We start from the raw sequence: 13,611 nt of genomic DNA, 5'->3' as shown, positions 1-13,611 counted from the left end.
GCTGCAAGACGATGTTGCCGAGTCCGGCCTGGTGGACAAGGAAACTGGCAAGGTAATCGCGGCGGTGACGTACGACCGTAAGGAAGACGGCACGGCGGACCGCGGCTCGGTGACGCTGGGTGGTGCGGGCGCAGCAGCGCCGGTGGCATTGAAGAACGTCGCAGCCGGTGCGGTAAACGCGACGAGCACGGAAGCGGTGAACGGCTCGCAGCTGTACGGCACGTCGCAAAGCGTGGCAAGCGCGCTGGGTGGCGGTTCGACGGTAGACGCGGCGGGCAAGGTGACGGCACCCAACTACCACGTCGGCGACAAGACCTACGGTAACGTGGGTGACGCGATCGTTGCCGCAGCCGAAATGGGCAGCGGTACGGACCCGAACGCGGTTGCATACGACGATGAAGCCAAGAGTGCGGTCACGCTGGCTGGCGAGCAAGGCACGGCGCTGAAGAACGTTGCAGCGGGCGCCGTGAATGCAACGAGCATGGAAGCGGTGAACGGCTCGCAACTGTACGGGGCGTCGCAAAGTGTGGCGAGTGCGCTGGGCGGCGGTTCGACGGTGGACGCAGCAGGCAAGCTGACGGCACCGGCGTATACGCTGGACGGCGGCAAGACGACCGCGCACAACGTTGGTAACGCGGTGTCGAACCTGGACGGCCGTGTGACGACGAACGCGACGAACGTCGAGACGCTGCAAGACGATATTGCCGAGTCCGGCCTGGTGGACAAGGACACGGGCAAGGTGATAGCAGCGGTGACGTACGACCGTAAGGAAGACGGCACGGCGGATCGCGGTTCGGTGACGCTTGGCGGTGCGGGCGCGGCAGCGCCGGTGGCGTTGAAGAACGTTGCAGCAGGCGTGGATGATAGCGACGCGGTGAACGTCGGCCAGTTGAACACCGGGTTGTCCGATATGAAGCGCGAACTGGCTGAAGGCAACATCGATCTGAAGTACATCAAGGTCCGGGCCAGCGACGCACCCGCGACCGCTACTGGCGCTCAGTCTGTCGCGATCGGTTCAAAGGCCTTGGCAGGCGGTTCGAATACATTGGCGCTGGGTGCCGGTGCGCGTGCGCTCGCGAGCGGATCGGTTGCGCTGGGTTCCAACTCCGTTGCGAACGAGGCGATGACGGTGTCCGTCGGTGATGACGGGACCGAACGCAAGATCGTCCACGTGAGAGCGGGGGACGTCACAGCCAGGAGTACGGATGCGATCAATGGATCGCAGTTGTTCGAGGCGCTGGGCAAACTGAAATCCCGTGTCGCAGCTGAGCAGTCGCACCTGTTGTCTCGGGTCAATGCGCTTGCGGATTCGGACGAGTCGAATTCCCTGGTCGCGGTCGACGGTATGGGGGGGACGAACTCGGCGAGTATCAGCGGGGGCGATCCGGAGAGCACGACGGCCGCCGCGATCGGCGTGGAGGCTCATGCGGCAGGGGCAAACGCGATCGCGCTCGGGCTGAACACTGGGGCGCTATCGGACGAGTCGGTTGCGATCGGCAATATGGCGCAAACAGGCGCGGACCAATCGTACTCGGTGGCCATCGGTTCGAAGGTGACGACCAATGGCGCGGGAGCGCTGGCGATCGGCTCGAACGCGAAGGCGAACGGCGAGAATGCGGTCGCGGTCGGCAATAACGGCATCAAGGCGATCGGTGAAAGTTCAATTGCGATCGGCAATGCAGCAGAAGCCGCAGTAGGTGCGACCAATGGCATTGCGCTGGGTACGAGTGCGAGCGTTGCACCGAACGTGGCTAATGCGATGGCGCTGGGTGCCAATACCAGCGTGGACGACAAAGCGAACGGTGCCGTGGCGCTGGGCGCAGGCGCCAAGGCGACGCGTGCCAATACCGTTTCGGTGGGTAATGCCGGCAGCGAGCGCCAGATCGTGAACGTTGCGGCGGGTACGCAAGGCACCGACGCGGTGAACGTGACGCAGCTCAGTGGCGTAACGACGGCGCTGGGTGGCGGTGCGGGTATTGGCGCCGATGGCAGCGTGACGGCACCGAAGTACCACGTCGGCGACAAGACCTACGGTAACGTGGGTGACGCGATCACGGCTGCGGCGGAAACCGGCGGCGGTGGCGGTACGGATCCGAACGCGGTTGCATACGACGATGCGGCGAAGAGCACGGTCACGCTGGCTGGCGAGCAAGGCACGACGCTGAAGAACGTTGCAGCCGGCGCGGTGAATGCGACGAGCACGGAAGCGGTGAACGGGGCGCAACTGTATGGTGCGTCGCAGAGCATGGCCAATGCGCTCGGCGGCGGCTCGCAGGCAGGCGCCGACGGCACGATCTCCGCGCCGAGCTACTCGCTCGCGGGCGGTACGACGACGGTGAACAGTGTCGGTGCGGCGATCGGCAATCTCGACGGGCGGGTGACGGCGAACACCGGCGATATCTCGACCCTGAAGGATACGATCGCGAACAGCGGTCTGATCGATCCGGAAACCGGGCAAGCGGTCGCAGCGGTGCGCTACGATCGCAACGAAGACGGTTCAGCGAATCGTGCGTCGGTCACGCTCGGGGATGCCGGTACAGCGGTTGGCCTGCACAACGTGGCGGCCGGAGCGGTAAGCGCGACGAGCACCGATGCGGTGAACGGATCGCAACTGCACGGCATGGCCACAAGTGTCGCGAATGCGATCGGGGGCGACACGACCGTCGATGAAAACGGGCAGGTTGCCGTCAATTCGATCGAAGTGGGCGGTCACAAGTACGCGACCGTCTCGCAGGCGGTGCAGGCGGCCGCGGCGTATGGCGCCACCGATTCGCTGGCAGTGCGCTATGACGTCGACTCGCACGGCAACCCGAACTACGGTTCGGTGACGCTGGGCGGCCCTGCGGCGGCGCCAGTGATGCTGACCAACGTTGCAGATGGCAAGAGCCAGTACGACGCAGTGAACTACGGCCAGCTGTCGTCGCTGAAGACCAACTTTGAAAACCGCCTCGACACGATGGACGATCGCGTCAGCAAGATCGAAACCACCGGCGGTTCGGGCGGCGACTCGCGCCGTACGGTCGGCAACGATCTGATCAGCGGTTCGGGCGAAGCGGGCCAGGCGGTGACGGCGGCCCAATCCGGCAACGGCAGCAACAACGTCGCGATGGGTTCGGGCTCGACGATCAACGACGATGCCGGCAACGCCACGGCAGTCGGCGCGAACGCGACGGTGCGCGCCGCGGGCGGCACGGCGATTGGCGCGGGTGCTGATGCACACGCGGCCAATAGCACCGCGATCGGCCAGGACTCGTCGGCTCACGGCGAGAACAGCGCGGCGATCGGTCAGGGTGCGAAGGCACGCGGCGACAACAGCGTTGCGATTGGTGCGGGCTCCGTCGCGAACGAGGACAACACGGTCTCGTTTGGTGACGGCTCCGACCAGGGCAAGCGCCGGATCGTCAATATCGCGGATGGCGTGAATGCGTCGGATGCGGCGACCAAGGGGCAGCTCGACCGGGCGGTTGGCGGGCTGCAAGGTCAGATCAACGGCGTATCGCGCAATGCCTATTCGGGTATCGCGGCGGCAACGGCGTTGACGATGATCCCGGGTGTCGACCCTGGCAAGACGCTGTCATTCGGTATCGGCAGTGCGAGCTACAAGGGCTATCAGGCGGTCGCGTTCGGCGGGGAGGCCCGCATCAACAAGAACCTGAAGATGAAGGCCGGTGTGGGCTTGTCGAGCGGTGGTAACACTGTCGGCCTGGGGGCATCGTATCAGTGGTAACTGCCTGACTGACGGAGCGGGGCAACCCGCTCCCGTATTTCCGGACCCGCCTCGCGCGGGTCTTTTTATGTATACCCAGCATGTGAGGTCGGACGGAATTCGTAGAGGCCAACAGGTGCTTGAGCTTGTTGTTATCCCGCTCCAATTCCTTCAGGTGCCGCGCTTCGGGGCCGTCATCCCGGCGAACCTGGTTTTTCAGTTGTGGTAGGTCGCTTCGGAGATCCCGTAATTGCGGCACAGCTCTGATGGCTTCATGTCAGTCGCCCTTCCTTCAAGATGCCGATGATTTGTTCTTCGGTGAACCGCGTTCGCATGAACGGCAAGGTGATCATCGATTTTGCAACTGGAATAATCTAATTAAGATGATTTGGTGGCGAGGTGTTGCGGATTGTCACGGGAGACTTGATCGATTTTCGAACGTTAAAGAAAATTCAGATTTTCCAAATATAACTAAAACTATGATGGCTCTGTTGCTGGTTTTTCTTGCGATTGTCGGTGCGGCTTTTGTCGCTCTTGGCGTGAACGGGGTAAGGCGTTCGCGAAAATATAGGTGGCAATCGGAAGGTGGTTCGGGGGCCGAGCGTCAAAGTCTTGCGAAGGGAGTTGAGCCGCTCGCGCCGGGGCGTGCGCAGTTCGAGAGCGAGTTGCTTGTGGAGCGTGGACGAGTGGCCGGAACGGCAGTGCCTGACGTCGGAAGTCATCCTGACTGCCCGGATAAGCTCACCGCGAGGCGCGGTCCAATGATAAAAAGCGAGCCCAAACCTTTGCTCGCGGGCGCAGCTCCTCATGGACATCGGGCACTTACCGCTGCGCAAGAGTCAGAGTTTTATGATCGATTGTGCACTGCATTGCCGGAGGCGGACATTTTCAAGAAAGTTGCTTTGAAAGAGCTCGTTGATGCTGAGCATAATGATAAATCGAATATCAAACTATATAATAGAAAGGTTTTCGATTTCGTGGTTCGTGGAGGCGATGGTGGCTTATTGTATGCTGTTGAGTTGGATGATAGGTCGTGTGCGTGGCAATATACTCGCCGAGATGATTTGTTGAAAGATGACGTTGCACGGGCCATTGGGTTGCGCGTGATGCGGTATTGGAGCGTCAAGACTGATTTGACCGTGCTGAGGCGAGATTTTGAGTCGTGCGCGGCTCGCTCATTTGGACGGCGGAGTTAACCTATTATTTCATGGCAACGTGGGGCGTGGTTGATTCCTACAGGTGCAATCGACATCGGCTGCTGATAGATATGCCGAGACATGTCATTCGATGATGCAATTCAATGTGACAGAAGGGGTGCTAGCTTCCAGCCTGCAGGTGCTTCCGACATTCGACCTAATCGAGATCGTTGTTGCGCTTGTACTGGGTGGAATGGCCAAGGGCATCACCGGCATCGGCGTGCCGCTGATTGCGATGCCGATCGTCAGCCAGTTCATGCCGATTCGGGATGCAGTATTGCTGCTGTCTATGCCGATCATTCTCGGCAACATTCCGCAGGCGCTCGAAGGTGGTCAGGTGCTTGCAACGGCGCGGAAAATCGCCGCGCCGATCGCATGGACGGTATTAGGTAATATCGTCGGCGTGGCGATCCTCCTCTCGCTGAACTCGGGTCACGCACAGGCAGCCTCTGGCGCAGTACTGATTGTGGTCGCGACACTGATGCTCGCGGCACCGAAGCTCAATTTGGCACCCGCATGGCGCAAACCTGTTGGTTTCACGCTCGGCTTCGGTGCGGCAGTGACGGAGAGCATTGCGTCGGTTCCCGGCCCGTTGCTTGCCACTTACTTGATTTCGTCCGGAGCGAGCGGCCGGGCGTTTACGAAGCAGATCGCGATCATCCTCGTGGTTTCGGTCGTGACGCTGCTCACTACGTTCAGCGGCGCCGCGCAGGCGAGCGGTGCGGATCTCGCGATTTCGGTGGCCGCCACGCTGCCAGCGATTGCCGGCATGTGGCTGGTTCGTCCGCTGCGGGACAAGATGTCCCCTGAAATTTTCAGGACGGTCGTCCTGCTGTTCGTGCTCATCGCAGCGGCGCAAATGATCTGGAAATCTGGCGTGTTTCGACATGGCGGATCACTCGCCACTGGTGCGTGCCTTGTTAAGCCGTGTGATGAGTTGTTCGACTTTGGTGCAAAAGACCGCCAATGCCGCCTCTTGACCCGAGAGGTCACCCAGCCGAAGTTGGGCGGCCAGTTTTTCACCGTAATCCCCCAAAGCACCTGAGCCGAACAATTTGCTTGCGCCAGCTATCCGATGGATGCGGTCGGCGGCGGCTACCGCGTTTTTGTCGGCTACTGCTGCCTGAAGGAAGGCAATATCCTTCAAGGTCTCTGTCACGAACCCTTGAATCAATATCGGCGGGTATGCGCCTTCTTCGGGCGAGGGATGCTGGGCCAGACTGCTAATTGAGTCTGGCCGTGTCGGGCAAGGCGAAATTCCAATCCAATGCGCGAGTTTGTCACGCAGCACGGCTAAGGTTGTCGGTTTGATGAGCAGGCCGTCCATGCCGGCTTCCGCGCATCGGATTGCTTCATCGGGCAACGCGCTTGCAGTCAAGGCAACAATGGGGGTATCCCGTGATCGATGTTCCCGGGAGCGGATGCGTTTCGTCAATTCATAGCCGTCCATCTCCGGCATCGCGCAATCGGTGAGTATCAATGCGAAGTCGGAATCGTCCAGTACTCGGAGTGCGTCCATGCCGTTGGATACCGCAACAGCGGTATAACCGAGTCGTTCAAGTTGCGCCTTGATGACCAGGCGATTGACCGGATGGTCGTCGACGACAAGAACTTGAATTCCCGACGTTTGATATTCGACGTGCAGATTCCGGATATCGTTCTCGGCGGATGGAGTTGCACCGACGACATGTAGACAAAGTGCTTCGACCGCGGAGTACATCAACGGATTGTGGCTGAGCCGACAGGTGCCGTCAGCCGAGATCTCGTAGCCCGTTGGAGTCGGGGCGTCCGTTAGTCCGATAGCTGGCTTGTCATTATCGATTGCCTCGAGTCGACTTTCGTCGATAAAGTGTATGTCTGCCTGTGAGGCGGCTCCCGCAGGGATGATACCTAGCGGTGTCAAGAGTTCGCATAACGCTGCGGCTAGCGCCGGGTCGGACGACGCGATATGTGCATGTTTTCCCGCTAGCGGCGTGGAACGAGTCTGCAACTGTACGTCCAGGTCCAGTTCAACCGTGACTCGAGTGCCGAAATCCGGCGTGCTCTCGATGTGAATGAATCCATGCATCAGCTCGACCAAGCGTTTGCAAATGGCCAAACCCAATCCAGTGCCGCCGAAGCGACGTACGATCGAAGTGTCGGCCTGCGTGAAGGGCGCGAACAGGCATTGCAGTTGCGCGGGCGCGATGCCAATGCCCGTGTCATGTACCGTGAAGTGCACACGCTGGCACGCTTCCCGTTGGTCGAAGACGGAGATGCTGATGCCAACCTCGCCGTTTTCCGTGAACTTGATCGCGTTGCTTATCAGATTAATGAGAATCTGGCGAAGGCGCAGACCGTCGACGTTCAATTCGGCGGCGAGTTGGTTACTGACGGAATTACGAACGACAAGGCCCTTATCGTGAGCCAACGTCGAGGCCATGGCGCTGACGCCGTCCACGAGTGCCCGTAGATCAGTCGGTTCCGTCACGATCTCCAAGTGTCCGGCATCTATCTTCGAGAAATCGAGAACGTCGTCGAGAATCTGCATCAACGTCATCGCAGATTCCCCGATCATGTGAAGCATCCGTTGCTGCTTTGTGCTCAACGATTCGTGGCGCAACAGTTCCAACATCCCTATGATCCCGTTCATCGGCGTGCGGATCTCGTGGCTCATGGTGGCGAGAAATCGCGACTTCGACGCTGCCGCTATTTCAGCCGCTTCTTTCGCACGGGCGAGCTCTTCCCCCTGCGCCTTCGCGTGAGTGACGTCCGACCAGACTCCGCTCCAGAACATCGTGCCGTCTGGCTCCGTTTGCGGCGTCGCTTCGGTGTGGATCCATCGCTCGCGGCCATGTGACATACATCGAAAATCGATAGAGATCGGCGTCATGGTAAGCGCCGAGTACTTGACGGCGGTTTTAATGAGAGGCCTGTCGTCGGGGTGAACCCGCGAGAGCGCCGTAAGCGCATCGGCTTCCATCGTCAGCGCATCCAGATTCCACATGGCACGCGTATCACCACCTACATAAGGAAACCTTAGTGCACCATCCGGTGTATGGCGAAGTTCGAAGACGACCACCGGAAGATGAGAAGTCACGCGTCTTAAACGTTGATCCAGAGCACGCGCACGTTGTTCTGCGTCGCGAATGGTCGTCACATCGACCAACGTCACCAGAAGGCCACCTGGCTTTCCGCTTGGCAATTGAAACGGATGCATCCAGTACAACCAAGACCGCAGCTTATGGTCGCCGTCCATCAGGTTGACCTCGGCATGATGGGCTCGATTTTGATCTTGGACTTGCTCGCTCATGGCGTGGATTTGCTTACTCCATGCGGGCTCCACCGGTAAAGCTTCCAGCGTTGTTCGACCAATCAAGTCCTCACGCTTCACCGAGAATGCGGTTTCATAGGCATGGTTGAGCGCGATATATCGGTTCGCACTATCTTTGGCGGCCAGCGGATACGGTAGCGACTCCATTAGCGCTTCACGAAAGCTAAGCTGGTCTGCCAGCTCATGCTCGACCGCCCGCCGCTGACGGACCTCGTGACGAAGCCGGATGTACGCGATGATAATGATCGCCAATATGACCGCAGCGCCTAGTAACGTAAGCTCGAAGGTCCTCCATGGCAGTCCGACTGAATAGCGAGGCCAAAGCCAACGGCTTCGAATCCGTTGCTGCTCCATTTTTGGCATCGCGGCGATCGCGTTATTAATTATAGGTACCAGTCTCTCATAGCGGCGGTTTATTGAAATGGTCAACCGACTCTCGATATTGGCAGGTGATGCAATCTTGAGAGCACCCGGGAAATAGCTCCTGATGTTGAAATCGACGATCGCTGCGTTTCCGAGATACGCATCGGCACGCCCCTCCGCTACCTCTTGCATCGCGTGATAGGCGTTCGTGGCCACGGCAATATCGGCGTCTGGCAGTTGGCGCAATACCTGAGCGGGAAGCTCGCTTGGATCCGAAATAACGATTCGACGGCCAGCGAGATCGACGATGCCTTGCGGCAGCGCGTGGGGGCGGGTAACGATGACGTCGGGAAGGGTAATAAACGGAGTGCTGTAGAGCAAGTCGTCGCCGTGCCCCGTCGGTGCATTGACAGGCGCGGCGGCATCCACTTGACCTGATTGCGCCAGGGACAAGGTTTCTGCCCACGACTTCGTTTTCACCAGTGCGAAGCGGATGCCAAGGGATTTCGAGATATATGCCAGATAGTCGGCGACGATGCCACTCGGGCGACCATTGGCATCAATGTAGGCGATCGGTGCCCAGTCGGGGTCAATGCCAAGTTTGATCGGAGGCAGCGAAGCCAGCCAGCGTCGCTCATCTGCCGTGAGTGCCAAACCGTGGGCCTCGTCAGGAATCTGCGGCGGCGACACCGGGTTTGTCGGCGAAGGTAGCGTCAACCGAAGCGCTGATGCTTCGATATTTTCAACCGTTGCCGAATCGATCAGACTCATAGTCAGGACGACTATGGCAATGATACTGCTCGACCGGGCACTTATCCAAAAGGTATTCTTCAAAATAACGGATTATGTGGAGTACGTTGTAACGCGCGCCGTATAGAGCATTTCAACTCGCCGTGTACCTCATCGCTTTGGGGCATGGATCTTGTGCCGGGGGAACCGTGACGTCCAATAGCGCTTGCAGTGAGGAGGGTAGTGTCAACCGTTGAGCCCGAGATTGGCGACGTACTCGTAGAGTTCCGCATCGCTTTTGAGGCCAAGCTTGCGCTTTGCCGATATCTTGGCCCAGCTGACCGTTTTGATTGTCCGATGGAGAACCTGGCTGACTTCAGCCGGTGATTTACCGCTGCCGAGAAGGCGTAACACTTCGAGCTCTCGAGGAGTCAAATTAGCAGCACGCCGGCTTTCCGTTTCGGTCAGCCCAAGCTTCGATAGTTCGAGTTGCAGCTTGGCACTGATGTAGACTGCCCCTCTCAGGGCGGCACGGACGGCAGCGAACAGTTCGGCCCTTTCCGCTCCTTTCTCGACGATGCCCAGCACACCCTCGTTCAACATCGCGCGTAACAGCCCGGCATTTGCCATGTTTGTGAGCACGATGACCGGTAAGGCTGCGTGTTCTCGTCGAATGATCGAGAGCATAGGCAATCCGTCGACACGTCCGGCGTTAGGCATCGAGAAATCGGTAATCACGACATCGCACGCGACGCGTGCCAAGATCGACATCAACTCCCTGGAGTCGCGAGCCTCCCCCACGACCTCGAGGCCGTTCTGCTCGATCAGAACGCGGCAGCCGAGCAGCATGATCGGATGGTCGTCTGCGAGTACAACACGGCATGCCATTCCAGACTCCCCACTAATTAGTATCGGCCGAGTTTGCCAAATGATATGGGGCCGATGTGCGCCAACCAAAAAGCCAGATTACGCCTGTGCGCTTCTCATAAATATCAGAATTGTCTGATTTCGAAAGTGCGCGCATCAATTTATATTGTTTTTTGATCGCGCCATGCCTCGCCGGCACTCCTCTTCAAAGGTGGTGGATTTGTACCGGCGGCGAGTGATCTGAGTGACCTGCCGGGGTCCTGGATTACCCGCTGTCGAAATGCAAGCGTGGTTGCCGTCAGGAAAACCGTAACCGCTCACGCTTTAGGCTTGGTCCTGATATTGGGTTGACGTACATCTGAAAGGTCTTCATTCCGGGCGTACCCGCCTCGTGATGTGGGCGCCCCAAAGCCGTGATGGCAATTCCTATGGGAGAAAAGCAATGCCAGTTGTCACCTTGAAGCTGCTGAAAGGCGCGTTTTCGCAAGAGAAGACGCAGCAGATGATGGATGGTGTTACCGACGCGATTGCGGCAATAGCGGGAGAGTATATTCGTCCGCACACGGTCGTCATTGTGGACGAAGTGTCGGACGGTCTCTACTCGTCGGGAGGCCACAAGGTGACGTTGAAGACGATCGACATGCTACGCATGAGAGGCGCCAAATCGTCGAACTAAGGACCTATCCGTGATTTCGTGGGCGGGCATATCATGAGGTGTAAAAGTCATGGATATGCCGCCAATGAAGAAGAAACAGACGGTGGCGTCCAAGGCAGCGGCCCGTGGGCCGCTGCCTGAATTGCCCAAGCCACTGCTGAACCAGTTGGTCAAGGGGCCGATGACGCCTGCCGAGGCGCAGGACCTGATGCTGGCGTTCAACAAGGCGGTCATCGAGCGCGCGATGGGCGCCAAGATGAATCTGCATCTGGGCTACCTGCAGAGCCCGTCCAAGCCGCTGGGCAGGCCAACGAGCGCAACGGCGCTGGCGGCAAAACGGTCATCACCGATCGCGGCCCGGTCCGGGGCGACGTTCCCCGCGATCGCGACGGCAGCTTCGAGCTGATCCCGATTCCCAAGCATGAGCGCCGCTTCACCGGCTTTGACGAACGCATCATCGCGTTGAACAGGGGGGCGTTCTGCACAAGCATTCCAGATCAATCGCGACCCCATTGGGCAAGCATAGCGACTGGCGTGCTTGCTTGCGGCGGAGCCGACATCGATGGTGATTCTCCAGGCACCGGCCACGACTCCGTAGGTGCTGCTGCCGGGAGCGTCCTGCTCGCGATGGCTGCCACCATCGTGCTTACTACACTGCTGCGGATGCAAGTCCGGGGCGGATGGGAATTCGGCCGACGCCGGACTGCGCTGATTCGTCCTTGGCTGATTTACGGCGGTCGGAACCCACAGCGATACTCGGCACTTCATTCAAATTGACGGAGGGGCGACGCGTCACGTGTCGGCAGAATCGTCGCTCACATACGGATATGCAGGACATTACCGGTCGTTTCGCGCTCCCGCTTACGCCCCCTTTTTCGGATGTGCCGCCGCCGTACGGGCGGTGCCGTAGCATGTGTGAGAAAAGGGGCGGCCCCGGGCCACGCGTGTTCGACTTGTGCTCCCACGGAATCTCGCGTGAGCAAGCAAAAGCGTCCGCGGCGGATTTCGGATCTGGCAACGCGGCATGGCTGCGTCAGCGTCCTGCGTCCCGTTCGTTGGGGCGGACGCTTGCCGTTGGCCTTGCGTTCGCGGCGTCGTGCTGCCTTGCGACACATATGCTCGAAAGCGGGCCAGCACATCTATCTCCCGACACCGTTTACCGGGGCGCGATCTCCGGTGTGTCGACGCGGCAATCGGCGCCAGCGCGCGTATCGGCCGCTGATGACGTAGAGGTGGGGGTGGGGTCCCATTCGCACGCGATGTCACGGTACGAGGTATCGCCTCGTGACCCCGTGCGCAACGCTGCCGCCCCGACGGCAGTGGCGAAATCTCACAACCGTAGCGGGCACACCTCGGTGCGAACGGTGCACACGAACGTGCAAGCCAAGGCCGAGCATGGAGCGTCGGTAGAGCGCTTGGCCGAAGGGCTTGACATGACCGACGCTGAATTCGCGCACTGGCTGGAAGCGACGCGGGATCACCCCCTCCGTCGAGAGCCCCTCTCCGAACAGGGCAAGTGGTACTTCGACTCCATCAACCACCCGCGCCTGCTCCCGTATTGACAGTGGACGACGCGTTCACGACCCAGCCGAAATCCTCACGATCCGAAGCCGTTCCGCCAGTGGGCACCCCATAACGCGTGATCGAACAATGCCATTTGATCGGGCGCGACATGCCATCTGCGCTGAGAACGGCGGGCATGAGCCACGTGCACATACCGGACGGGCTGCGCACGTAGGTTACAAACGCATCTAAGCGCCTTTCTCGCGCCATGGTCTTCGCAATGATGCACGATGAATGTGCTTTTTTCGCACCGACGATGAGAATTTTCTAGTCCCTTACGGCGATGTCGAGCGCTATTGTTCAGGCATTGGATTTCGCGCGACCGTAGGTGTCACGATCTCCAGCTTGGGATAGCGTACTGTCGCAGTGACTTGATACCTTCTGTCGTGTCGGAGGTGTCGCCACGACAGTTTTTTGATAGTCATGTTTGGAATTTCCATCGATGAGTTTTATTGATCGAGAGAGCTATTCGAGTTCGTTTTCGTCCGGCATGAATGCAGATGATTTTATTTCGGCACGGAAGATAAATATTGTCGTCGCAGACTCCTATCCGATGATAGTGCAGGGCCTGCGTCACATTTTCTCGAGTGTGGAAAGTATGCAAATCGTCGCCGAGGCGCATACGTTGTCCGGCATGGCCTCGATGTTGAGCACTTGCGAATGTGATGTGTTGATTTGCGATTATGCATTTGGCGACGATCCGGAGCCGGACGGGATGCGAATGCTTGAAACCATCCGCAGAAACCATCCGAACGTGAAGATTATCCTGTTGGCCGAGTTGAGGGATGGACTTTCCGTCCAGCGCGTGATGAAAAAGGGCGTATCGGCATTCGTTGTGAAATCGAGTGACGATTCACTTTCCTTGCCGAAAATCGTCGATAAAGTCATGCGCGGGAAAAGGTATGTGGACCCGGACATTGCGGGAGATATGCTGTGCGATTCGGGTCGGGGTGGTGACAGGCAGGCGCGAACCAATTTATTGTCACCGCGCGAGCTTGATGTGGTACGGCTTCTGTCGCGCGGAATGGCAGTCGGGGAAATCGCGGCAAAGCTCAGTCGAAGTCGGAAAACGATCAGTACGCAAAAGGCAAACGCAATGAAGAAGTTCGGCGTGAAGACCAATGTCGATCTGGTAGACGCCGTGCGGGATATGCTTTGGCGAGGTTAGCTGATTTTTTGATGCGGTTTGGCTATTTCTGAAGATAATTCTTTTCAATGA

General features: G+C 59.0%; 6 protein-coding genes and 2 pseudogenes. 6 read left to right on the top strand and 2 right to left on the bottom strand.

The window, feature by feature from the left end; genetic code table 11:
- Nucleotides 1-31: 31 nt before the first annotated feature.
- The 3 genes from AP428_RS29640 (at nt 32) to AP428_RS36215 (ending at nt 5,947) form a co-directional block, all read left to right on the top strand.
- Nucleotides 32-3,727: a YadA family autotransporter adhesin gene (locus tag AP428_RS29640; RefSeq protein WP_054928483.1), complete on the top strand. Its 3,696-nt coding sequence runs from the start codon at nt 32-34 to the stop codon at nt 3,725-3,727.
- A gap of 245 nt (nt 3,728-3,972) precedes the next feature.
- A complete protein-coding gene (locus AP428_RS36220) occupies nt 3,973-4,902 on the top strand; it encodes a DUF2726 domain-containing protein (protein WP_082409467.1) in 930 nt (309 codons plus the stop codon).
- Between the two features lie 91 nt (nt 4,903-4,993).
- The gene (locus AP428_RS36215; RefSeq protein ID WP_231691719.1) at nt 4,994-5,947 is read left to right on the top strand and encodes a sulfite exporter TauE/SafE family protein; all 954 of its coding nucleotides are present in this window, start codon (nt 4,994-4,996) and stop codon (nt 5,945-5,947) included.
- 240 nt (nt 5,948-6,187) lie between these two features.
- On the opposite strand, the pseudogene AP428_RS36210 reads toward AP428_RS36215, so the two are convergent.
- Both AP428_RS36210 and AP428_RS29620 read right to left on the bottom strand, forming a co-directional pair.
- A pseudogene (locus AP428_RS36210) lies at nt 6,188-9,349 on the bottom strand (ATP-binding protein); the annotation flags it as partial.
- Nucleotides 9,350-9,553: 204 nt separating this feature from the next.
- A complete protein-coding gene (locus tag AP428_RS29620; protein WP_054928479.1) occupies nt 9,554-10,195 on the bottom strand; it encodes a response regulator transcription factor in 642 nt (213 codons plus the stop codon).
- Nucleotides 10,196-10,616: 421 nt separating this feature from the next.
- Here AP428_RS29620 and AP428_RS29615 point away from each other — a divergent pair, with 421 nt between their 5' ends.
- The 3 genes and pseudogenes from AP428_RS29615 to AP428_RS29600 all read left to right on the top strand — a co-directional run bounded on the left by AP428_RS29615 (nt 10,617) and on the right by AP428_RS29600 (nt 13,560).
- Complete coding sequence (locus tag AP428_RS29615; protein ID WP_054928478.1) at nt 10,617-10,850, top strand: tautomerase family protein; 234 nt, start codon at nt 10,617-10,619, stop codon at nt 10,848-10,850.
- A 64-nt stretch (nt 10,851-10,914) separates the two neighbouring features.
- Nucleotides 10,915-11,294: pseudogene (locus AP428_RS29610) on the top strand (transposase); the annotation flags it as partial.
- Between the two features lie 1,540 nt (nt 11,295-12,834).
- Nucleotides 12,835-13,560, top strand: a complete 726-nt coding sequence (locus tag AP428_RS29600; RefSeq protein ID WP_054928475.1) for a response regulator transcription factor — start codon at nt 12,835-12,837, stop codon at nt 13,558-13,560.
- The last annotated feature ends 51 nt before the right edge of the window (nt 13,561-13,611 follow it).

It is taken from the genome of Burkholderia sp. E168m22 (genome assembly GCF_001319805.1).
GTDB classification, from domain to species: domain Bacteria; phylum Pseudomonadota; class Gammaproteobacteria; order Burkholderiales; family Burkholderiaceae; genus Burkholderia; species Burkholderia orbicola.
The sequence above is the reverse complement of the archived record's forward strand: the minus strand, read 5'-3'. Positions and strand labels throughout refer to the sequence as shown.